The organism is Methylobacterium mesophilicum, assembly GCF_022179445.1.
Lineage (GTDB): Bacteria > Pseudomonadota > Alphaproteobacteria > Rhizobiales > Beijerinckiaceae > Methylobacterium > Methylobacterium mesophilicum.
The window spans coordinates 1-20,847 of sequence record NZ_BPQU01000006.1; the positions used below are offsets into that span (position 1 = coordinate 1).

Below are 20,847 nucleotides of genomic sequence, written 5' to 3' on the forward strand. Positions count from 1 at the left end.
AGAAGCTGCGCTTCGCCATCCGCGAGGGCGGCCGCACCGTCGGCGCCGGCGTCGTCGCCGCTATCAACGACTAAGCCAGGATAGCATCCTTAGCAGGGCGCGGCGGGGACACGTCCTCGCACCCCCCGCCGTCCCTCTCAAGGTTTCAGGATTATGAACGGTCAGAACATCCGCATCCGCCTCAAGGCGTTCGATCACCGCATCCTCGATGCGTCGACCAAGGAGATTGTCTCCACGGCCAAGCGCACTGGCGCGACCATCCGGGGTCCGATCCCGCTTCCGACGCATATCGCGAAGTTCACCGTGAACCGCTCGCCGCACATCGACAAGAAGTCGCGCGAGCAGTTCGAGATGCGCACGCACAAGCGAGTGCTCGATATCGTCGATCCGACGCCGCAGACCGTGGACGCGCTGATGAAGCTCGACCTCGCCGCCGGCGTGGACGTGGAGATCAAGCTCTAAGTCCCGCCGGGATTTAGAGCTTACCGTTTCATCGCGCGAGGGAGAGACCTATGCGCTCAGGCGTCATCGCACAGAAGGTCGGCATGACCCGCGTCTTCACAGACGCGGGGGAGCATGTCCCCGTCACAGTGCTTAAGATCGATCAGTGCCAGGTGGTGGCCCACCGCACCGTCGAAAAGAACGGCTACGTCGCCCTCCAGGTCGGCGTGGGCAAGGCCAAGGTGAAGAACGTGTCGGCGGCCGAGCGCGGTCGTTTCGCGGTCGCCAAGGTCGAGCCGAAGAAGAAGCTCGCCGAGTTCCGCGTGTCCGAGGACGCGCTGATCCCGGTCGGCGCGGAGATCACCGCGGACCACTTCATCCCGGGCCAGTTCGTCGACGTGACGGGCACCACCACGGGGAAGGGTTTCGCCGGCGGTATCAAGCGCTGGAACTTCGGCGGCCTGCGCGCCACGCACGGCGTGTCCATCTCGCACCGTTCGATCGGTTCGACCGGCGGCCGTCAGGACCCGGGCAAGACCTTCAAGAACAAGAAGATGCCGGGTCATCTCGGCGTCGAGCGGGTGACCACTCAGAACCTGCGCGTCGTGCGCACCGATCCCGAGCGCGGCCTGATCCTGGTCGAGGGCGCGGTCCCCGGTGTGGCCGGTGGCTGGATTCAGATCCGCGACGCGGTGAAGCGTAAGCTCCCCGCCGACGTTCCGCTGCCGGGCAAGTTCCGTGAGAACGGCGCGTCCACCGAGTCCGCCCAGACCGCCCCCGAGGCCCCTGCGGCTGAGGAGACCGCCTGATGAAGCTCGATATCACCACACTCGACGGCGCCGGCGCCGGCTCGGTCGACCTGAGCGAGGAAATCTTCGGCCTTGAGCCGCGGGCCGACCTCCTTCAGCGCATGGTCCGCTGGCAGCTCGCCAAGCGGCGCGCTGGAACCCACGCCGTAAAGAACCGTTCGGACGTGAACCGTACCCGCAAGAAGCTGTACAAGCAGAAGGGTACCGGCAACGCCCGCCACGGCGCCGCTTCGGCTCCGCAGTTCCGCGGCGGTGGACGCGCCTTCGGCCCCGTCGTGCGCGACCACAGCCACGACCTTCCCAAGAAGGTCCGTGCCCTGGCCCTGCGCCACGCGCTGTCGGCCAAGGCTAAGTCCTCGACCCTGATCGTCGTCGACGACATCAAGATCGAGGATCACAAGACCAAGGGTCTCATCGAGCGCTTCGGCAAGATGGGCCTTTCGAACGCGCTGATCATCGGCGGTGCCGAGGTCGACGTGAATTTCGGCCGCGCCGCGCGTGCCATCCCGCAGATCGACGTGCTTCCCGTGCAGGGGATCAACGTCTACGACATCCTGCGCCGGAACACGCTCGTCCTGACGAAGGCCGCCGTCGACGCGCTGGAGGAGCGTTTCAAATGAGTGCCGATCCGCGCCACTACGACATCATCGTCTCCCCGGTCATCACCGAGAAGGCGACGAACCTGACCGAACAGAACAAGGTCGTCTTCCGGGTCGGCCCGAAGGCGACCAAGCCTCAGATCAAGGAGGCGGTCGAGAAGCTGTTCGACGTCAAGGTCACGGCGGTGAATACCCTCGTGACCAAGGGCAAGAAGAAGATTTTCCGCGGTCTCCGCGGGCAGCGCTCCGACGTGAAGAAGGCGATCGTCACCCTGGCCGAGGGCCACACGATCGACGTCACGACCGGGCTCTGAGGACGGGTTTTAGGGATCCAAGCCGATGGCCTTGAAGACATTCAAACCGGTCACGCCGAGCCTGCGCCAGCTCGTGCTCGTCGACCGCCGTGAGCTCTACAAGGGCAAGCCGGTGAAGGCGCTGACGGAGGGCAAGAGCTCCTCCGGCGGCCGTAACAACCTCGGCCGCATCACCGTCCGCTTCCGCGGTGGTGGTCACAAGCGGGTGCTGCGCAACGTCGACTTCAAGCGTCGCGAGCAGCTCGGCGTGACGGCGACGGTCGAGCGGATCGAGTACGATCCGAACCGCACCGCGTTCATCGCCCTGATCAACTTCCCCGACGGGAAGCAGAGCTACATCCTTGCCCCGCAGCGTCTGCAGCCGGGCGACAAGGTGGTGACCGGCGAGAACGTCGACATCAAGCCGGGCAATGCCGGTCCGGTCGGCTCGATGCCGGTGGGTACGATCATCCACAACGTCGAGCTGAAGATCGGCAAGGGCGGCGCGATCGCCCGCTCGGCTGGGAACTACGCCCAGATCGTCGGACGCGATCAGGGCTACGTGACGCTGCGCCTGAACTCCGGCGAGCAGCGCCTCGTGCACGGCCAGTGCTTCGCGACTGTCGGTGCGGTCTCGAACCCGGACCACATGAACATCTCGCTCGGCAAGGCCGGGCGCAACCGGTGGCTCGGCAAGCGCCCGCATAACCGCGGCGTTTCCATGAACCCGGTGGATCACCCGCACGGCGGCGGCGAGGGCCGTACCTCGGGCGGCCGCAACCCGGTCACGCCGTGGGGCGTGCCCACCAAGGGGAAGAAGACCCGGTCCAACAAGCGGACCGACGTGTTCATCCTGTCCAGCCGCCACAACCGCAAGAAGTAATCGCTATGGCACGCTCTCTCTGGAAGGGGCCGTTCGTCGATGGCTACCTCTTCAAGAAGGCCGAAGCGGCGCGGGGCTCCTCGCGCTCAGAGGTCATCAAGATCTGGAGCCGCCGCTCCACGATTCTCCCGCAGTTCGTCGGGCTCACCTTCGGTGTGCACAACGGGCAGAAGCACATCCCGGTCTACGTCTCCGAGGAGATGGTGGGGCACAAGTTCGGCGAGTTCTCGCCGACCCGCACCTTCCACGGGCACGCGGCCGACAAGAAGGCGAAGAGGCGCTGAGATGGGCAAGCAAGCCACCCCCCGCGCGCTCCCCGAGAACGAGGCCAAGGCAGTTGCGCGCATGCTGCGCGTCAGCCCCCAGAAGCTGAACCTCGTGGCGCAGATGATCCGCGGCAAGAAGGTCGATACCGCGTTGGCCGAGCTGCAGTTTTCGCGCAAGCGCATCTCGACCGAGGTCAAGAAGTGCCTCGAGAGCGCGATCGCGAATGCCGAGAACAACCACGACCTGGACGTCGACGATCTCGTCGTCACCCAGGCCTTCGTGGGCAAGGCCCTCGTGCTCAAGCGCTTCCACGCCCGCGCCCGCGGCCGCGGCGCGCGTATCCTGAAGCCCTTCTCGAACCTCACCATCGTGGTTCGCGAAGTCCGCCAGGCCGAAGCGGCTTAAGGAGGATCTCATGGGCCAGAAAGTCAATCCGATCGGTCTCCGTCTCGGTATCAACCGGACCTGGGACTCCCGCTGGTTCGCCGGCAAGGGCGAGTACGCCAAGCTGATGCATGAGGACGTCGCGATCCGCGCCGCCCTCATGAAGCAGCTGAAGCAGGCCGCCGTCTCGAAGATCGTCATCGAGCGTCCGCACCGGAAGTGCCGCGTCACCATCCACTCGGGTCGTCCTGGCGTGGTGATCGGCAAGAAGGGCGCGGATATCGAGAAGCTGCGCAAGTTGGTCGGCACGATGACCAAGGCCGACGTGACGATCAACATCGTCGAGGTGCGCAAGCCCGAGATCGACGCCACTCTGGTGGCCGACTCGATCGCCCAGCAGCTCGAGCGCCGCGTCGCCTTCCGTCGCGCCATGAAGCGCGCCGTGCAGTCGGCGATGCGTCTCGGTGCCGAGGGCATCCGGATCAACTGCTCGGGTCGTCTCGGCGGCGCCGAGATCGCCCGCCAGGAATGGTACCGTGAGGGCCGGGTCCCGCTGCACACCCTGCGTGCGGACGTGGATTACGGCACCGCCACGGCGTTCACGACCTACGGCACTTGCGGCATCAAGGTTTGGGTGTTCAAGGGCGAGATCCTTGAGCACGACCCTATGGCCCAGGACAAGAAGGCCCAGGAAGAGGGTGGCCGCTCCGGCGGACGCCGTGAGCGCGATGGCGAGGGCGGCCGCGAGCGCGGACGCCGCGAGCACGCGTAAGGTAGGAAGCCATGCTGCAACCCAAAAAGACTCGCTTCCGTAAGCAGTTCAAGGGCCGCATCCACGGTGCGGCCAAGGGCGGCTTCGAGCTGAACTTCGGTCAGTTCGGCTTGAAGGCCGTGGAGCCCGAGCGCGTCACCGCCCGGCAGATCGAGGCGGCCCGCCGCGCGATCACCCGTGAGATGAAGCGCCAGGGCCGCGTCTGGATCCGGGTATTTCCGGACGTTCCGGTCTCCTCGAAGCCGACCGAAGTCCGCATGGGCTCGGGTAAGGGCGCGCCGGATTACTGGGCCGCCCGTGTCCATCCGGGCCGGATCATGTTCGAGGTCGACGGCGTCGCCGAGGACATCGCCAAGGAGGCCCTGCGCCTCGGTGCCGCCAAGCTCCCGATCCGTACGCGGGTCGTCCAACGCATCGCCGACTGAACGGAGGGTATCGTGAAGTCGACCCAGAGAGTGTCTGATCTGAAGGCGTTGTCGCCGGATCAGCTGAACGACGAGTTGCTGAACCTCAAGAAGGAGCAGTTCAATCTGCGCTTCCAGGGGGCCACCGGCCAGCTCGAGAACGTCGCTCGCGTCCGTGAGGTCCGCCGCGACATCGCCCGCGTCCGCACCCTGCAGCGTTCGAAGACGCTGCAGGCGTCCAAGAGCTGACAGGGGCTTAGGAGAACACCATGCCGAAGCGCGTCCTGCAGGGCACCGTCGTCAGCGACAAGGGCGAGAAGACCATCGTGGTGAAGGTGGAGCGTCGCTTCACGCACCCGGTGATGAAGAAGACCGTGCGCCGTTCGAAGAACTACCATGCCCATGACGAGGCGAATGTCGCCAAGGTCGGGCAAACGGTGTTCATCGAGGAGTGCCGTCCCTTCTCGAAGACCAAGACCTGGAAGCTGGTCGAGGACCAGGCCTCCGCGGTCGTTGAGACCGGCGAAGCCGCCTGAGCTGTCTTCTCTCGACGGCCGCGGAGATGTCTGCGTCCGTCCGTTAGGCCGATCGGTCCTGTGCGGCGTCCCGGAGCGTGATGATTGTCACGATCTCCCGCCGCTCGTCGACCTGATAGTCGATGAGATACGGCAGTCGGGACACCGCGAAAACGCGCACCCCCGGTCGGACGCCGCGGCCGACGTATGGGTGGCGCCTGAGAAGCTCGGCCGTCTCGCGGATCGCACCCTCGATCTTGTCCGCGGTGCCTGGATTTCGCTCCCGAACGTAGTCGGCGATTTCCGTTAGGCGCTGGACCGCACGGCGTGCGTAGACGAGCTTCACGCTCTGAAACGGCGGAAGGCAGCCCCGACCTCTTCGGGTGACGCGATGTCTCCGTGAGCGATCTCGTCGAGCCCTTCCAAGACATCCTTCAGATGGTCGGGATCAATCTCGCTCGGCGCGCCGACCTGCGCCATGTCGAGCATGGCCTGTGCGATGGCATCCTGCGCCTCAGGCGGCATCCGCCGAACTGTCTCGACGGCCTCTTCCAGAAGGTCGGTAACAGCCAGCTGCATCCTCAACGACGAACGGCCCCGGCGAATGCCTCGCCGGGGCCGTTGATTGTCCTCCGCGCGCGCTCGCACGGCAAGGGTTTGAGCTGTGGGCGGCTTATGCCTCGCCCTCGTCGAGGTCGTCCTCGGTCGGCTTGGCGTTCTCCAAAATCTTCTCGGCGACGAGGCCGGAATTCTGGCGGATCGAGGCTTCGATCTTGCCGGCGATCTCCGGGTTGTCGCGCAGGAACCCCTTCGAGTTCTCGCGGCCCTGGCCCAGGCGCTGGCTGTTGTACGAGAACCAGGCGCCGGACTTCTCGACGATGCCGGCCTTCACACCGAGGTCGATCAACTCGCCGACCTTCGACACGCCCTCGCCGAACATGATGTCGAACTCGACCTGCTTGAACGGCGGCGCGACTTTGTTCTTCACGACCTTGACGCGGACCTGGTTGCCGATCGCCTCGTCGCGGTCCTTAAGGGTCGAGATGCGACGGATGTCGAGGCGCACCGATGCGTAGAATTTCAGCGCGTTGCCGCCCGTCGTGGTCTCCGGGCTGCCGTACATCACGCCGATCTTCATCCGGATCTGGTTGATGAAGATCACCATGCAGTTCGAGCGCGAGATCGAACCGGTGAGCTTGCGCAGGGCTTGGCTCATCAGGCGGGCCTGGAGGCCGGGCTGGCTCTCGCCCATCTCGCCCTCGATCTCGGCCCGAGGGGTCAGCGCGGCGACCGAATCGACCACCAGCACGTCGATGGCGCCGGAGCGCACCAGCGTGTCGGTGATCTCGAGCGCCTGCTCGCCGGTATCGGGCTGCGAGATTAGCAGGTCGTCGAGATTGACGCCGAGCTTTCGGGCGTAGATCGGGTCTAGGGCGTGCTCGGCGTCCACGAAGGCGCAGACGCCGCCCTTCTTCTGGGCCTCGGCGATAGTGTGAAGGGCCAGTGTCGTCTTGCCGGACGATTCGGGGCCATAGATCTCCACGACCCGGCCGCGGGGCAGGCCGCCGACGCCGAGGGCGATGTCCAGGCCGATCGAGCCGGTGGAGACGGTCTCGACCTCCTGCACCTTATCGTTCTTGCCGAGCCGCATGATCGAGCCCTTGCCGAAGGCGCGCTCGATTTGGGACAGGGCGGCGTCGATCGCCTTGGACTTATCCTTGTCCTTCTCCGCCGGGGGCATGTCGACCACTTTCAATGCAGGCTGGGCCATCTGGCGGGCTCCTTATGAAGGGGTTGCGCGCCATTCACAACGCGCGGCAACACGGCGCTGATGTACCCTATTTGTTCTCTTTCGGCAAGGGCGTCGGGGACGAGAACGCCGCCCGGATGGGGCGGCGCGCAGGTTCTCCACCAAGCTTGTTGCCGGCACGATGTCAGTCGGCCGCCATGGTCTTCTTGACGGTCTCCACCAGCTGCTTCAGGCTGAACGGCTTGGGCAGGAAGTTGAAGGCTTCCCCCTCGGGCAGGTTCTTGCGAAACGCGTCCTCGGCGTAGCCCGAGACGAAGATCACCTTCAGGTCCGGTTGGCTCTTGCGCACCTCGCGCAGCAGGGTCGGGCCGTCCATCTCGGGCATCACCACGTCGGAGACGACGAGGTCGATCGACTGGCTGCCGTCGCGCACGATCGCCAGGGCTTCGAGGCCGGAGGCAGCCTCCAGCACCGTGTAGCCCCGGGCCGAGAGGGCCCGGCTGTTGACCGCCCGGACGGGATCCTCGTCCTCGACCAGCAGGATCGTCCCCTGCCCGGTATGGTCCGCTGCGGGCTTGCGCGGGGCCGGTTTCTCCGGGGCCTTCTGGGTGCCGGCACGTTCGGCTGGGCCGGCCGGCTTCGCCGTCGCCGGCATGTCCGCCCGCGGCAGCGCCGGAACCGCAGGGGCGGCCTCCTCGGGCTCCGCGACAGGCACGTGCCGCGGCAGGTAGATCCGGAAGGCGGTCCCCTCCCCGATGGTCGACTGCACGTCGATGGTACCGCCGGACTGCTTGACGATGCCGAACACCGTCGAGAGCCCGAGGCCGGTGCCCTTGCCGATCTCCTTGGTGGTGAAGAACGGCTCGAAGATCTTCTCCATCAGCTCGGCCGGAATGCCCTGTCCGGTATCGCGCACCTCGATCAGGACGTGGTCGCCCGCGGGCGCGCCACCGCGTCCCTCCACGGAGGCGGCCGGTCCCGGATCGGTCACGTTCTCGGTCCGGATCATCAGCTTGCCGCCGTCCGGCATCGCGTCGCGGGCGTTGACCGCCAGGTTCACGATCACCTGCTCGAACTGGTTGACGTCGGCTTTCACCGGCCAGACGTCGCGGCCGTGCTTCAATTCCAGGGCGACGCGCTCGCCGAGCAGCCGCTTGAGCAGCAGGGTCAGCTCCGAGAGCCCCTCCCCGACATTCATCACTTCAGGGCGCAGGGTCTGACGACGTGAGAACGCCAGGAGCTGGCGGACGAGGCCCGCCGCCCGGTTGGCGTTCTGCTTGATCTGCATGATGTCCTGGAAGGCCGGGTCGGTCGGCCGGTGGCTCGCGAGCAGCAGGTCCGAGTAGCCGATGATCGCCTGGAGGACGTTGTTGAAGTCGTGCGCGATGCCGCCGGCGAGCTGGCCCACGGCGTTCATCTTCTGAGCCTGGGCGACCTGCTGCTCCAGCTGCCGCTGCGCCGTGGTGTCGAGGGCGTACAGGATCACGCGCTCGGCCTCGTCGGCCTTGTGGGTGGCGTCGCTGCTGTCGGCTGGGCTGAGCCAGAGCCGCGCCGAGCGGCCCCCCGGGCCGCTGAGCTGGACTTCGATCGGCTCCGGGTCGGACAGGCCGCTGGCGGCGCGGGCGAGGCCGGCCTCCAGGGAGGCGCGGTCGACCACCGAATCGGCCACGTTGGGCTCGGCCCCCTGGGTCCCCTCCCCCTCTGGGCCGCCCTCGTCGACCTGGCGCGGCACCGTGCCGAACAGGCGCGTGAACGAGGTGTTGGCCCGGGCGATCCGGCCGGAGCGGTCCAGGGTCGCGATGGCGATCGGGGAATTGTTGAGGAAGCGGGCCAGACGCACCTCGGCCGCGCGCTGCGGCTCGTCGGTCTCGGCCCCGGCCGAGCGGTTGATCACGAAGGTCCGCGACGAGCCGGGCTTGCCGTCCTTGCCGAAGGCGACGCGGTGGTACAGCCGCACCGGCAGGGTGTGGCCGTTGCGGCGGCGCAGGTCGAGGTCGAACCGATCGGTGCGGACTTCCCCGGGCAAGCCGGCGGTGCGTACCAGCACGTCGGCCTCCGGAGCGATCTCGGTGAGGTGCGGGCCGCCGGGGCCGACGCTCGCCAGGTCATAGCCGAGCCAGGCCGCGAGCGTCGCGTTCATGTAGACGATCGCGCCGGCGGGATCGATCGACAGGAAGCCCGCCGGGGCGTGGTCGAGGTAGTCGATCGCGTGCTGGAGTTCCTGGAAGACGTTCTCCTGGCGCTCGCGCTCGGCGGTGATGTCGGCCACCGTCCAGAGTGCGGCGGCCCGGCGCGGGCGCGCCAGGGGCCGCACCGACACCCGGTACCAGCCGAAGCCGCGCTCGTTCGCCTGCGGCCCGAGCGGCGGCGACATTCGGATTTCTTCCGTATGCGCCCGTCCGTCCCGCGAGGCCTGCGACAGGCGGTAGACCGCCTCCGAGACCTCCGGCGAGCCGACCAGGATGCGCTCTACGGGCACGAGGTTCGAGAAGGCGTCGCCGCCGGCCACCCGCAGGTAGGCCTCGTTGGCGTAGATCAGGCGGCCGCCGTCCTCGACCACCAGCGCCCCGTCCGGGGAGGCGTCGACGATGCCCTTGGTGATGTCGTCCCGGGTCGCGGTGCCGCTGAGCTGAAGCGCCCCGATCGCCAGGGCGAACAGGAAGAACACGCCGGCCATCGCCAGCAGGGCCAGCAGCCAGACGATCAGCGATTGCGCCTGCTCGTTGGCCACGAAGGACAGGCCGATGGCGGCCCCGACCAGCAGGCCGGCGAGCACGAGCAGCAGACCGACCCGGCCCGGCTGCTCCGAGCGGTCGATCGAGCCGGTTCCCTGAGGGTTCGCGATCTGCGTGCCCGTCGCGGGCGCCGGAGGTCCAGTGACGTCGGCCATCGGCATCATTCCAGAACAATCACCCGGTTAGGCCCGCCGGCCATAGCAGGGCTCGGGCAGCACGGCATCACTCTCGTCGCGCCGGTCGTGTCGCGCCAAGCCTTGGCGCAGCCTTGCAAAAAAAGGTGGAGGAAGCGTGGCTTTTCTGGACTGAACCTTGCGATCGGCGTTCTGAATACCGGCCTTGGCGCCTAAGCCGCCCTTCGCCGCAGGCGCAGGACGAAGCCGATCACCTCAGCCACCGCCCGGTAATGCTCGGCCGGGATCTCGCGGTCGATCTCCACGGTGGCGTGCAGCGCCCGGGCGAGCGGCGGGTTCTCGATGACCGCGACGCCGTGCTCGGTCGCCACCGCGCGGATGCGCAGGGCCAGGGCGTCGACGCCCTTGGCGACGCAGATCGGGGCGGCCATGCCGGCCTCGTAACGCAGGGCCACCGCGTAGTGGGTCGGGTTGGTCACCACCACGGTGGCGGTCGGCACCGCCGTCATCATCCGCTTCCGCGCCCGCGCCATGCGGATCTGCTTCATGCGGCCCTTGATCTCCGGGTTGCCGTCCGCCTCCTTTATCTCCTGCTTCATCTCCTCCTTCGACATGCGGTGGCGCTTGCGCCAGCGGAAGCGGGCGTAGAGCGCGTCCCCCAGCGTGATCGCCAGGTGCATGCACAGCATGCCGGCGAGCAGCCGCAGGCTGAGGGACAGGATCGCGGGCAGGCTGCCGGCCGGATCGAGCCGGGCGAACACCTCCAGCCGGTCGCGGTCGTTCCACAGCAGCACGCCGCCGACGATGCCGACCGCGCCGATCTTGGCGAGCCCCTTGCCGAACTGGAACAGGGCCTCGATCCCCATCAGCCGCTTGACCCCGGCCATCGGCGAGATGCGGTCGAATTTCGGCATCAGGGTTTCGGTGGTGAGCACCAGCGGGTGCTGGAGGAGGCCGGCGGCGAGGCCGGCCGCGGCCGCCATCCCGACCGGCACCGCCACCGCCTCCAGCCACAGCCACAGGCCCCGGGTCGCCGCCTGCTTCATGGCGGTGGCGTCGTCCGGGAGGGTGTGGGCGTTGGCGAGATAGGCCTTCAGACCCTGGGTCAGGTTCTGGGCGATGGTCGGGGCCGCGATCACCAGGGCCAGCGTGAACGCGCCGAGGATCGCGAAGGTGTTGATCTCGGCGCTGGTCGCGACGTCTCCGCGCTCGATCGCCTGGTCCAGGCGCCGCTGGGTCGGCTCTTCGGTCTTGTCTTCCTGCTCCGCGCCCTCGGCCATCTTGTCCGCTCGACCTCAGTGCGTGTGGACGCTCAGCGCCCGACGAACTCGCCGAGATACCGGCCGAGATCGTCCAGAAAAACGCCCATCATGACGCCGAGCGAGCCCATCAGGATCAGCATGCCGATCAGCACCGAGGCCGGAACCGCCAGGAAGAACACCTGCAATTGCGGCATCAGCCGCGACAGCACGCCGAGCCCGAGGTTGAACAGCAGCCCGAAGGCGATGAACGGCCCGGAGATCTGCACCGCCAGGGTGAAGCCCCGGGTCAGCGCCTTCAGCGCCAGCATCAGCGCGTCCGAGAAGGCCGGGACCCCGTCCGGGGGCAGCACCACGTAGCTCTGCGCCAGGCCCTCGATGGCGAGGTGGTGCAGGTCGGCGGCGAAGATCAGCGTGATGCCCAGCAGCGACAGGAAATTTCCGAGCGCCGCCTGCTGCCCGCCATAGCTCGGGTCCACCGTCATGGCGTAGGCCAGGCCGAGCTGCTGGGAGATGATCAGCCCGGCGGTCTGCAGGGCGGCCAGCACCATCCGGACCGACAGGCCGAGGACCAGCCCGACGATCGTCTCGGCGAACAGGAGCCCGATCAGCCGGGGTCCGGCCAGGCCGTCGGTGCCGCCGAGCAGCGGGCGTACGGTCGGAAACAGCACCAGCGTGGTCAGCAGCGCGAAAGCCAGCCGGATCCGCGGCGACACCATCTGCTCGCCGACGCCCGGCATCAGCATGATCAGCGTGCCGACCCGGGCGAAGGCGATCAGGTAGGCCGAGGCGATGCCGGGCAGGAGCAGGTTCATCGCCGCCCCTATGGCACGCGCGCACCGCCGCTGTCCCGCCGGAGGGCACGATCAGCCGCCGGCCGCGATGCGGGCGGCGATGCGGGTCATGTAGCCCGCCATGGCGTCGCCGATGAACGGCAGCATCAGCAGGAGCGCGGCGAACACCGCCACGATCTTGGGCACGTAGATCAGGGTCTGTTCCTGGACCTGCGTCAACGCCTGGAGCAGCGAGACGATCAGCCCGACCGCCAGCGCGACCAGCATCAGGGGCCCGGCCACCTTGAGGAAGACGAAGATGCCGTCGCGGGCGACGTCGAGGATGGCCAGGCCGGTCATGGGGCGTCTTGCTCAAGAAGAAGGCAGAGGAAAATCCGGCGGCCCGGGCAGGCTGCTCAAATCTGCATCCGCATGATCTCTTCGTAGGCGGAGATCATGCGGTCGCGCACCGCCACCATGGTCTGCAGGGCGGTCTCGCTCTCGGCCACCGCGGTGACCACGTCGACGACGTTGGCCTTGCCGGAGGCCGCCGAGATCGCTTGGCCGTCGGCCCGCCGTCCGGCATCCCCGACGTTGTCCAGGGCGTTGCCCAGCATCTGCATGAAGTTGCCGCCGGCCTCGTTGGCCGACTGGATTTTCGGGGCCGGGCGGCCGTTGGCCATGCCCTGGACGGCGGCGTAGGCGCCGGCCGCGAAATTGCTCGTCGCCATCGGCTAGGCTTCCTTCGGGATCACGTCAGGCGGGCTCACTTCAGGCAGGCTCACTTCAGGATCGACAGCGTCTGCGAGAGCATCCTGCGCGTGGACGTCACCATGTTGAGGTTCGCTTCGTAGGAGCGCTGGGCCTCGCGCAGGTCCATGTTCTCGATCAGGGCGTTGACGTTGGGCATCTGCACCTCGCCCCGGGCGTTGGCCGCAGGGTTGCCGGGCTCGTACTTGGTCCGGAACGCAGCGGTGTCGCGCCGGACCCGGCCCGCTTCCACCAGCTTGGCCCCGGTCTCCGGGTCCATGTGGCTTGTGAAGGACGGGATCTTGCGGCGGTAGGGCTCGGTCCCGGCCGAGGCCGGGGCGGAATCGGCGTTGGCGATGTTCTCGGCGATGATCCGCATCCGGCCCGACTGCGCCTTGAGGCCGGCGGCCGCCACCGTGAGCGACTTGCTGAATTCCATGGCTCAGGGCTCCTTTCCGCCGTGCGCTTCGACGGCACGTCCGATCGATCGGTGTCCGAAACGTTCAGCTCTTGCCGATGGCGATCTTCAGGGTGGTCAGGCTGTGCTGGTAGAGGGAGGCGGCGAGCTGGTAGTCGGACTGGTTGTCGCCGGCTTTCATCATCTCGTCCTCGAGGTTGACCGCATTGCCGTTCGGCCGGATCTCGAAGCGCTTGGCGCCCTTGGCATCGGCCCCGGCCTCGGATTGCCCGGGCGGCGCGAGGTGGGCGGGGCTGGTCAGCGCCAGGCCCGGCGAGGTGTTGACCGCGGTGCCGGAGGCCCGGTCGAAGCGCAGCTCTGCCAGGTCGCGCGGCTTGAAGCCCGGCATGTCGGCGTTGGCGACGTTCTCGGCGATCAGCCCCTGGCGCGCCTGCGCCCACTGCATCCGGGTGCGCAGCATCCCCAGGACGGGCAGGTCGGTCAGGGCCAAGGTCGCCTCCGGGTGCGCGATGCCGCGTCGGATCGAGCGGGCTCGGCAAAATCTGCCGCCTCCATGGTTAACGCACCGTTAAGCGCGAAGGCCTTCGGGGAGTCGACAACCGCCACGTCAGGCGTCAGCGGACGGGGTGGCGGCTACGTTCCTGGGGACGGCGGCGCCTGGTCCTTCACAACCTCTTGTCTCGATGGCGCTAAACTTAAGAGCCTGTTAACGAAGTCTTAACGTCGTTTGCCTTGGGGGGCGGCCGGCGTGGTATGAGCGAGGCTCGTGCCGGGCGCGGCCCTGCGGCGGCCGAAACGTGCGAGTGCGTAATCTTGCAATGGCTGCAATCCGTGTTCGGTTCTGAGGGCTCTCCCATCGTCCAGTATGTCGTGATCTTCGCCGTCATCTTCACGGCGTTGGCCGCGATCGTGTTCACGGTGCGCCGCCTGACCGGACGCAGCCTGGCGCTGCCCGGGCGCACCCCCGCGCGCGGGCGGCAGCCTCGGCTCGGCATCGTCGATGTGTACGAACTCGACCGGGCCCGGCAACTGATCCTGCTGCGCCGGGACAACGTCGAGCACCTGCTGCTGGTCGGCGGCCCCAACGACGTGGTGGTCGAGCGCAACATCCAGCGCGCGCAGCGTCCCCTGCCCGAGGCGACGCTGCGCGCCGATGGCGGGGCGGAGCCCCTGGGCGAGCCGTTGCCCGATCCGATGGCCCAGGGTGGCCGCCTCGCCGAGCCGCCCCGGGCGCTCGCCGAGATCGCCGGCCGCCGCTCCGAGCCGCTGTTCGACCCGGGTTTCGAGATGCCGGTCGTCGTGCCGCCGCCGGTGCCGCGCTCCGCCGCCGCCCCGCCGGTGACCTTCCCGCTCGATGTCGGCCTGCTGGGCGGCGACGAGCCAGGGCAGGAAGTCTCGCCCCCGTCCGTCCTGCAGACCCGCGCCGCCGAGCCCGCCGCCCCGGCGCCGCCGCTCCGCGAGACGTTCTCGCCCCGGCGGATCCTGAGCCGCACCGCGCCTCCGCTTGCCGAGCCGCGCGCCAACCCCGCCTCCGAGCGCGTGCCGGAGACCGCCCCTGAGCGCGACGAGCCCGTCCGGACCGCGCCGCCTCCTCCGAGCTTCACGGCTTCAAGTCTGGCCGTCCCGACCGAGCGGCGCTCCGTCGATCCGGCGGTGCTCAACGACATGGCGCGGCAGCTCCAGGCCGCGCTGGCGCGTCCCGCCTCGGCGGTGACGCCCGCACCGCCGCCCGCGCTGGCGCCTGAGTCGGTGGATCCCGTGGCCGCCCTGATGGCCGCTGCACCTCCTCCTGCCCCTGCGCCTCCGACGCCTGCCCCCGTTTCCGCCGCACCCGTTCCCCCTGCGCCCGTTCCCCCTGCCCCGCCGGCCGATCCGCAGCCCCAGCCGCCGACATCCGAGCCGCCGCCGGCCGCGGTTTCGCTGCCCGAGCCCGCGGCCCCCAGGCCGCCGTCGCCCGTAGAGCCTACGCCACCACCGGCGCCTGTCGCGCCGCCGCCACGGCCTGCGCCCGCCGCGCCGCGGCCCGAGCCGAAGGCCGCCGGCAACCCGTTCTCCGTGGAGGAGATCGAGGCCGAGTTCGCGCGCCTGCTGGGCCGCCCCCTCGACAAGCGGAACTGAGATCGCGCGTTGACGGACGGTTAACCGGTTTTCGGAAGGGTCGGGCTCCGAGGAAGACCCGATGCTCAACCTGGACGCCCAGACCGCTCAGCGAAACCGCGCCTACCGGGCGTTCAAGCTCGACCGGGCCGGCCGCGTGTTCTCGGCCGAGATCGTTCCGGCCGCCGACGACACGCAGGCCCGTCGCCGCGCCCGGGCCATGGCCACGGACGAGGCGATCGAGCTGTGGGACCGGACGCGGTTCCTCGGCCGCTACGAGCCGGTCGCCCAAGCCCGCATGTGAGGGGTGGGCCGCCCTCAATCGTACGCGCTCTCCCGCATGGCCAGGACGGCGACGAAGCTGAGCACGGCGGCGGCCGCGAGATAGAATCCGACGAAGCCAATCCCGCCATAGGCTGCCAGCTCCTGGGCGATGTAGGGCGCCCCAGAGGCGCCCAGGATACCGGCGAGGTTGTAGGTGACCGAGGCCCCCGTGTAGCGCACCCGGGTCGGGAACAGCTCCGGCAGCACCGCGCCCATCGGGCCGAACACCCAGCCCATCGCCAGCAGGCTGAGGCACAGGAAGCCCAGCACCGGCGGCCAGGTCCCGGCCGAGGCAGCGTTCCCGAGCATCGGGCCCATCAGGAAGCCGAGCGCGAACACCGCGGCCATCCCGGAGAGCAGCACGGGCTTGCGGCCGAACCGGTCGGCGGCAGCCCCCGAAATCACAGTCCCAAGTGCCATGAAGCAGACCGCGATGCACTCGAACAGCAGGAAGGTCGGGCGGCTGTAGCCCAGCGTGCCGGTGCCGTAGCCCAGGGCGAACACCGTCGAGAGGTAGAACACCGCGTAGACCGCCACCATGGCGAAAGTCCCGATCAGCACTGCGCCGCCGTGCTGGGTCAGCATCGTGGCGAACGGCACGCGCTCGGGCTTCGCGTCGGTCAGCGCGGCCTTGAAGGCCGGCGTCTCGGTGAGCTTCAGGCGCACGTAGAGGCCGACCCCGACCAGGGCGGCCGAGGCCAGGAACGGCAGGCGCCAGCCCCAGGCCTGGAAGCTCTCGGGCGACAGGCCGAAGCTGAGGCAGAGGAAACCGAGATTGGCCAGGATGAAGCCGACCGGCGCGCCAAGCTGCGGAAAGATGCCGTACCAGGCGCGCTTGCCCGGCGGTGCGTTCTCCACCGCCAGCAGGGCCGCCCCACCCCACTCGCCGCCGAACCCGATCCCCTGGCCGCAGCGCAGGACGCACAGGGCGGCCGGCGCCCACCAGCCCGCTGTAGCGTAGGTCGGCAGGCAGCCGATCAGGACGGTGGACAGGCCCATGATCAGCAGCGAGGCGACCAGCGTCGCTTTGCGGCCGACCCGGTCGCCGAAATGCCCGAACAAAGCCGCCCCGAACGGCCGCGCGATGAACGCGATCGCGAAGGTCGCGAACGCGCTGAGTTGCTGCACCCCGGGCGCCCCCGCCGGGAAGAAGACCGGGCCGATCACCAGGGCGGTCGCGGTCGCATAGATGTAGAAGTCGAAGAACTCGATCGCGGTGCCGATGAAGCTCGCGGCCAGGATCCGCCCGGGGCTGGCGCTCGGTGCGGCGGCGTGCGGTCTCGCGGTCTCGACGGTGTGCGGCATGGTCTGACGGAACTCGGGCGGCCGGTGCCGCTTCAGGTGGAGCGCGGCGCTTTCGCACGGGGCGGCCCCGGCGGGAACCCTGAATCCCACCGGCTGGCGGCGTAGCTGTGCGATGCCGCTGCGGCGGCCTTGCGTTCGCACGTCCCCTTCGCCAAGCTGATCGGCCTGTTTTCGAGAGGGATGCCGGCCGCGGCGCCCTCCCCCATCACTCGAGTATCGCGATGAGAGTCACCGTCGAGCGCGCGGCCCTGCTCAGGTCGCTCGGCCACGTGCATCGGGTCGTCGAGCGCCGCAACACGATCCCGATCCTGTCGAACGTGCTGCTGCGTTCGGAGGGATCGAGCCTGCAGCTCCGGGCGACGGACCTCGATATCGAGGTCACCGAGAGCGTGCCGGCCGACGTGGCCGATCCCGGCGCCACCACGGTCCCGGCGCACGTGATCTACGACATCGTGCGCAAGCTGCCCGACGGCGCCCAAGTCTCTCTGGAGACCGGCGGCGAATCCGGCCAGATGACGATCCGCTCGGGCCGGTCGCGCTTCGCGCTGGGCGCCCTGCCGGAGGGCGACTTCCCGGACCTCGCCGCCGGCGAGATGCCGCACGGCTTCGAGATCGCGAGCGCCGACCTCAAGCGCCTGATCGACAAGACGCAGTTCGCGATCTCCACCGAGGAGACGCGCTACTATCTCAACGGCATCTACCTGCACACGCTGGAGGCCGAGGCCGGCCCGGTGATGCGCGCGGTCGCCACCGACGGCCACCGCCTCGCGCGGGTCGAGATCCCGGCCCCGCAGGGCAGCGTCGGCATGCCGGGGGTGATCGTGCCCCGCAAGGCGGTGGCCGAGATCCAGAAGCTCCTGGACGACGGCGGCGAGACCGTGGCGGTCGACCTGTCGCCCGCCAAGATCCGCCTGCGCTTCGCCGGCGGCCTGACCCTGATCTCCAAGCTGATCGACGGCACCTTCCCGGACTACCAGCGGGTGATCCCGGCCAACAACGACAAGCGCCTGACCGTGCAGCGCGACGCCTTCGCCAAGGCGGTGGACCGGGTCTCGACGATCTCGTCCGAGCGCGGTCGCGCCGTGAAGCTCGGGCTCACCGAGGGGCGCCTGGCGCTCTCGGTCAACAACCCGGATTCGGGCAGCGCCACGGAAGAGCTGGACGTCGATTACGAGGCCGCCGGCCTCGATATCGGGTTCAATGCCCGCTACCTGCTCGACATCACCGCGCAACTCGAGGGCGACACCGCCCTGTTCAAGCTTGCCGACCCGGGCTCGCCGACCCTGATCCAGGACCGCGAGGGCGCGCCGGCCCTGTACGTGCTGATGCCGATGCGGGTGTAGTATTAGGCTGCCATGCCGAAAGCCGTCATCCTCGATCCGACCCAGGAAGCCTCGCTCGATCGTCTGATCGCGGCAGGGCGCTACGGTTCGCCGGAGGAGGCGGTCGCCGCCGGTGTCGCGTTGCTGCTCCAGCACGAGGATCGCCTTTCGACGATGCGGGAGGCTTGGCGGGAGGGCGTCGAGAGTGGAGATCACGAACCGCTCGACGCCACGCTGGATGCCTTGGATGCGCGCTATGCCGCCATGGAAAAGGCCGGCTCTTGAAGCCTGTCGTCGTGTCGCGCCGAGCCCGAGCCGACCTGCGCGAGATCGGTGACTTCATCGCGGCTGACAATCCGACGCGCGCCCGCAGCTTCGTCTCGGAGCTACGCACCCGTTGTCAGGCGCTCGGTCGCCAGCCGATGATGGGCAGGCCCGCGTCGGAGATTGCTCTCACCGTACGGATCCTCATATTCCGATCTTACCTGATCCTTCATCGCATCCTCGACGACCGCATTTCGATCGATCGCATGCTGCACTCGGCGCGCGACCGCTCCATTGTGCCGCCTTATGAGTGAACTCGACGCGGCTGGAACCACACGCATCACCCGGTTGATCGCCCGCGACTTCCGCAACCACACCGACCTCGAACTCAACCCCGGCGCCCGCTTCGTCGCCCTGGTCGGCGAGAACGGCGCCGGCAAGACCAACCTGCTCGAGGCGATTTCGCTGTTCGTGCCGGGCCGGGGCCTGCGCCGGGCGGAGTTCGCCGCCATGGCGCGCGCGGACGGCCCGGGGGGCTTTGCCGTGTCGCTTACCCTCGATCGGGACGGCGCCGAGCATCGCTTGGGCACCGGTCTGGAGCCGCCGGGGCCGGACGGGCGCACGAGCCGGCTCTGCCGCATCGACGGCGCCCCCGCTTCTTCGCCGGTGGCGTTCAGCGAGTTCGTCCGGGTTGTCTGGCTGACGCCGGACCTCGACGGGCTGTTCCGCGGCGCTGCCGGCGACCGGCGCCGGTTCCTCGACCGTCTCGTCCTGGCGGTGGATGCCGGTCACGGAGCGCGGGTCTCGGCCATGGAGCGGGCGCTACGCTCGCGCAACCGCCTGCTGGAGGACCGGCCCGACGACGGCCGCTGGCTCGATGCCGTGGAGCGGGAGGTGGCCGAGCTCGGGGTGGCAGTTGCGCTCGCCCGCCGGGAGACCGCCGAGCGCCTGGACCGGCTGATCGCCGAGACGCGTGACGATTCCCAGCCCTTCCCATGGGCGTCGATTCGCCTGGAGGGTGACCTCGACGACTTGGTGGCGGTCTGGCCGGCGATCGAGGCGGAGGATCGGTTCCGGCTGGCCCTGCGCAACGGCCGCAACCGCGACCGGGCTGCCGGCCGCACCCTCACGGGCCCGCAGACCACCGATCTCGTGGTCCGCCACGGCCCCAAGGACGTCCCGGCCGGTACCGCCTCCACGGGCGAGCAGAAGGCGCTGCTGATCGGTCTGGTCCTGGCCCATGCCCGCCTGGTTCGGGCGATGAGCGGCATCGCCCCGATGATCCTGCTCGACGAGGTCGCGGCGCATCTCGATCCGCGCCGCCGGGCCGGCCTGTTCGAGGCCCTCGACGCCCTTCACGGGCAGGTCTGGATGACCGGCGCCGACCCCGCCGCCTTCGCGCAGGCGGGCGACCGCACGGAGGTGCTGCGGATCGGGGGGTGATCGGGATCGTGGCCGCCCGCTCCGATCAAAGCGGAGTGAGCGCGCCGCGCGTCACCGCCGGCCCGCGGCGGCCAGGCTGGCGCGGTCGACGATCTCGATCGCACCGCGCCGGAGTTCGATCAGGCCGGCCTCGGCCCATTGCGCGAGAATGCGGCTCACCACCTCGCGCACGCTGCCGACGTCGTCGGCGAGCGTCTGGTGGGTGACCGCGGCGACGCCCCAGGGATCGGCTTCCGCCAGGAGTCGCTGAGCCAGGCGCTGCTTCAGCGGGGCGAACGCGACCGCGTCGATGAGCGTGAACAGGCCGGACATCAGCCGCGTGTAGTCGTCCATGACGAAGCTGCGGAAGGCGGCGCTGTCGCCCATCAGGTGTTGGAACGTGCCCGCCGGCAAGGCGGCAAATTCGGTCCGCTCTTCGGCGATGCTTTGGGCTGGGAAAGTGCCACCGGACAGGAGGCATTGCGTGGTCAGGGCGCAGGTGCCGCCAGGGCCGACCTTGTAGATCAAGACCTCGCGCCCGCCCTCCGACATGCGGAAGATGCGCGTGCGCCCCTCCAGGCACATCAGGTAGTTGGCACACTCGCCATCGAGTTCGTAGGCCGTGGCGCCGGCGTCCAGCACCGGGAACTGTACGGTTCCCCGGGCGAGCTGCAGGTGCGCCGCGCTGAGCGCTTGGAGAAGTGGAAATCGGTCGACCCAACGCTCGACCTTATGCGCGTCCATCATGATCGGCGTCGCCCTCTCGGCCGTGACGACAGGCTGATCATCCGGCGCGCGTTGCGTTTTTCTCCCGCCGCGCCGGACTTGTGTGACCTGGGTCACCGACCGCGTGCAGCGGCTCGGCATAGCATCGCGACACAATGAAAACGATACGGGTGCCGGCCCTGCACGGCACCCGATGGGAGT

At 68.8% G+C, this 20,847-nt stretch carries 30 protein-coding genes; 18 read left to right on the top strand and 12 right to left on the bottom strand.

Annotated elements, in window-relative coordinates; genetic code table 11:
- From MFF40_RS08485 to rpsQ, 12 genes are all read left to right on the top strand, one after another.
- The coding region (locus MFF40_RS08485) for an EF-Tu C-terminal domain-related protein (RefSeq protein ID WP_498043399.1) at positions 1–74 on the top strand (74 nt) is incomplete at its 5' end.
- 79 nt (positions 75–153) lie between these two features.
- The gene (gene rpsJ / locus MFF40_RS08490) at positions 154–462 is read left to right on the top strand and encodes a 30S ribosomal protein S10 (RefSeq protein ID WP_007569268.1); all 309 of its coding nucleotides are present in this window, start codon (positions 154–156) and stop codon (positions 460–462) included.
- A 50-nt stretch (positions 463–512) separates the two neighbouring features.
- The gene (rplC, locus tag MFF40_RS08495; protein WP_058194332.1) at positions 513–1,250 is read left to right on the top strand and encodes a 50S ribosomal protein L3; all 738 of its coding nucleotides are present in this window, start codon (positions 513–515) and stop codon (positions 1,248–1,250) included.
- Positions 1,250–1,870 carry a 50S ribosomal protein L4 gene (rplD, locus tag MFF40_RS08500; protein WP_147899017.1) on the top strand — a complete coding sequence of 207 codons (621 nt, stop codon included), beginning with the start codon at positions 1,250–1,252 and terminating at the stop codon, positions 1,868–1,870. Before rplC ends, rplD begins: the two co-directional genes overlap by 1 nt.
- Positions 1,867–2,163 (top strand): 50S ribosomal protein L23, encoded by a 297-nt coding sequence (locus tag MFF40_RS08505; protein WP_007569272.1) that lies wholly within the window; start codon positions 1,867–1,869, stop codon positions 2,161–2,163. Before rplD ends, MFF40_RS08505 begins: the two co-directional genes overlap by 4 nt.
- Positions 2,164–2,188: 25 nt before the next feature.
- Positions 2,189–3,025 carry a 50S ribosomal protein L2 gene (gene rplB, locus MFF40_RS08510; RefSeq protein WP_147853163.1) on the top strand — a complete coding sequence of 279 codons (837 nt, stop codon included), beginning with the start codon at positions 2,189–2,191 and terminating at the stop codon, positions 3,023–3,025.
- 5 nt (positions 3,026–3,030) lie between these two features.
- The gene (gene rpsS, locus MFF40_RS08515) at positions 3,031–3,309 is read left to right on the top strand and encodes a 30S ribosomal protein S19 (RefSeq protein ID WP_007569276.1); all 279 of its coding nucleotides are present in this window, start codon (positions 3,031–3,033) and stop codon (positions 3,307–3,309) included.
- Between the two features lies 1 nt (position 3,310).
- Positions 3,311–3,697, top strand: coding sequence for a 50S ribosomal protein L22 (gene rplV, locus MFF40_RS08520; protein ID WP_147853164.1), 387 nt, complete (start codon positions 3,311–3,313; stop codon positions 3,695–3,697).
- Positions 3,698–3,707: 10 nt separating this feature from the next.
- Complete coding sequence (gene rpsC, locus MFF40_RS08525) at positions 3,708–4,448, top strand: 30S ribosomal protein S3 (RefSeq protein ID WP_147853165.1); 741 nt, start codon at positions 3,708–3,710, stop codon at positions 4,446–4,448.
- 11 nt (positions 4,449–4,459) lie between these two features.
- Positions 4,460–4,873: a 50S ribosomal protein L16 gene (gene rplP / locus MFF40_RS08530; RefSeq protein ID WP_007569280.1), complete on the top strand. Its 414-nt coding sequence runs from the start codon at positions 4,460–4,462 to the stop codon at positions 4,871–4,873.
- A 12-nt stretch (positions 4,874–4,885) separates the two neighbouring features.
- Positions 4,886–5,101 (top strand): 50S ribosomal protein L29, encoded by a 216-nt coding sequence (gene rpmC, locus MFF40_RS08535; protein ID WP_058194328.1) that lies wholly within the window; start codon positions 4,886–4,888, stop codon positions 5,099–5,101.
- A gap of 20 nt (positions 5,102–5,121) precedes the next feature.
- Positions 5,122–5,388: a 30S ribosomal protein S17 gene (gene rpsQ / locus MFF40_RS08540; RefSeq protein WP_147853166.1), complete on the top strand. Its 267-nt coding sequence runs from the start codon at positions 5,122–5,124 to the stop codon at positions 5,386–5,388.
- Between the two features lie 43 nt (positions 5,389–5,431).
- Here rpsQ and MFF40_RS08545 read toward each other — a convergent pair whose 3' ends face one another.
- The 10 genes from MFF40_RS08545 to flgB form a co-directional block, all read right to left on the bottom strand.
- Positions 5,432–5,713 (bottom strand): type II toxin-antitoxin system RelE/ParE family toxin, encoded by a 282-nt coding sequence (locus tag MFF40_RS08545; RefSeq protein ID WP_238260170.1) that lies wholly within the window; start codon positions 5,711–5,713, stop codon positions 5,432–5,434.
- Positions 5,710–5,946, bottom strand: coding sequence for a hypothetical protein (locus MFF40_RS08550; protein ID WP_238260238.1), 237 nt, complete (start codon positions 5,944–5,946; stop codon positions 5,710–5,712). Before MFF40_RS08550 ends, MFF40_RS08545 begins: the two co-directional genes overlap by 4 nt.
- 94 nt (positions 5,947–6,040) lie before the next feature.
- Positions 6,041–7,108 (bottom strand): recombinase RecA, encoded by a 1,068-nt coding sequence (recA, locus tag MFF40_RS08555; RefSeq protein WP_378995061.1) that lies wholly within the window; start codon positions 7,106–7,108, stop codon positions 6,041–6,043.
- 193 nt (positions 7,109–7,301) lie between these two features.
- Entirely contained in the window at positions 7,302–10,007 is a 2,706-nt protein-coding gene (gene cckA / locus MFF40_RS08560) for a cell cycle histidine kinase CckA (protein ID WP_147899016.1), read from the bottom strand.
- Between the two features lie 191 nt (positions 10,008–10,198).
- A complete protein-coding gene (gene flhB / locus MFF40_RS08565; RefSeq protein ID WP_238260172.1) occupies positions 10,199–11,266 on the bottom strand; it encodes a flagellar biosynthesis protein FlhB in 1,068 nt (355 codons plus the stop codon).
- A gap of 32 nt (positions 11,267–11,298) precedes the next feature.
- A complete protein-coding gene (gene fliR / locus MFF40_RS08570; protein WP_147856941.1) occupies positions 11,299–12,060 on the bottom strand; it encodes a flagellar biosynthetic protein FliR in 762 nt (253 codons plus the stop codon).
- Positions 12,061–12,111: 51 nt separating this feature from the next.
- The gene (gene fliQ, locus MFF40_RS08575; RefSeq protein ID WP_147856940.1) at positions 12,112–12,378 is read right to left on the bottom strand and encodes a flagellar biosynthesis protein FliQ; all 267 of its coding nucleotides are present in this window, start codon (positions 12,376–12,378) and stop codon (positions 12,112–12,114) included.
- A gap of 56 nt (positions 12,379–12,434) precedes the next feature.
- Positions 12,435–12,749 (bottom strand): flagellar hook-basal body complex protein FliE, encoded by a 315-nt coding sequence (gene fliE, locus MFF40_RS08580; protein WP_147856939.1) that lies wholly within the window; start codon positions 12,747–12,749, stop codon positions 12,435–12,437.
- A 50-nt stretch (positions 12,750–12,799) separates the two neighbouring features.
- Entirely contained in the window at positions 12,800–13,207 is a 408-nt protein-coding gene (gene flgC, locus MFF40_RS08585) for a flagellar basal body rod protein FlgC (protein ID WP_147856938.1), read from the bottom strand.
- A 64-nt stretch (positions 13,208–13,271) separates the two neighbouring features.
- Positions 13,272–13,676 (bottom strand): flagellar basal body rod protein FlgB, encoded by a 405-nt coding sequence (gene flgB / locus MFF40_RS08590; RefSeq protein ID WP_147856937.1) that lies wholly within the window; start codon positions 13,674–13,676, stop codon positions 13,272–13,274.
- Between the two features lie 341 nt (positions 13,677–14,017).
- On the opposite strand from flgB, the gene MFF40_RS08595 reads away from it, so the two are divergent.
- Together MFF40_RS08595 and MFF40_RS08600 are read left to right on the top strand one after the other, a co-directional pair.
- Complete coding sequence (locus tag MFF40_RS08595) at positions 14,018–15,304, top strand: hypothetical protein (protein ID WP_238260173.1); 1,287 nt, start codon at positions 14,018–14,020, stop codon at positions 15,302–15,304.
- 61 nt (positions 15,305–15,365) lie between these two features.
- Complete coding sequence (locus MFF40_RS08600) at positions 15,366–15,587, top strand: hypothetical protein (RefSeq protein ID WP_147854558.1); 222 nt, start codon at positions 15,366–15,368, stop codon at positions 15,585–15,587.
- 14 nt (positions 15,588–15,601) lie between these two features.
- On the opposite strand, the gene MFF40_RS08605 is transcribed toward MFF40_RS08600, so the two are convergent.
- Positions 15,602–16,912 carry an MFS transporter gene (locus MFF40_RS08605; RefSeq protein ID WP_147854557.1) on the bottom strand — a complete coding sequence of 437 codons (1,311 nt, stop codon included), beginning with the start codon at positions 16,910–16,912 and terminating at the stop codon, positions 15,602–15,604.
- 221 nt (positions 16,913–17,133) lie between these two features.
- Here MFF40_RS08605 and dnaN point away from each other — a divergent pair, with 221 nt between their 5' ends.
- The 4 genes from dnaN to recF are packed head-to-tail and all read left to right on the top strand — an operon-like array spanning position 17,134 to position 19,941.
- The gene (dnaN, locus tag MFF40_RS08610) at positions 17,134–18,255 is read left to right on the top strand and encodes a DNA polymerase III subunit beta (RefSeq protein ID WP_147854556.1); all 1,122 of its coding nucleotides are present in this window, start codon (positions 17,134–17,136) and stop codon (positions 18,253–18,255) included.
- A gap of 12 nt (positions 18,256–18,267) precedes the next feature.
- Positions 18,268–18,519: a ribbon-helix-helix domain-containing protein gene (locus MFF40_RS08615; RefSeq protein ID WP_147854555.1), complete on the top strand. Its 252-nt coding sequence runs from the start codon at positions 18,268–18,270 to the stop codon at positions 18,517–18,519.
- Positions 18,516–18,812, top strand: coding sequence for a type II toxin-antitoxin system RelE/ParE family toxin (locus tag MFF40_RS08620; RefSeq protein ID WP_147854554.1), 297 nt, complete (start codon positions 18,516–18,518; stop codon positions 18,810–18,812). The genes MFF40_RS08615 and MFF40_RS08620 overlap by 4 nt, the downstream gene beginning before the upstream one ends.
- Entirely contained in the window at positions 18,805–19,941 is a 1,137-nt protein-coding gene (gene recF / locus MFF40_RS08625; protein WP_147897856.1) for a DNA replication/repair protein RecF, read from the top strand. Before MFF40_RS08620 ends, recF begins: the two co-directional genes overlap by 8 nt.
- Positions 19,942–19,992: 51 nt before the next feature.
- Here the strand turns inward: recF and MFF40_RS08630 are convergent, their stop codons facing one another.
- Positions 19,993–20,667, bottom strand: coding sequence for a Crp/Fnr family transcriptional regulator (locus MFF40_RS08630; RefSeq protein WP_147854559.1), 675 nt, complete (start codon positions 20,665–20,667; stop codon positions 19,993–19,995).
- Positions 20,668–20,847 lie beyond the last annotated feature (180 nt).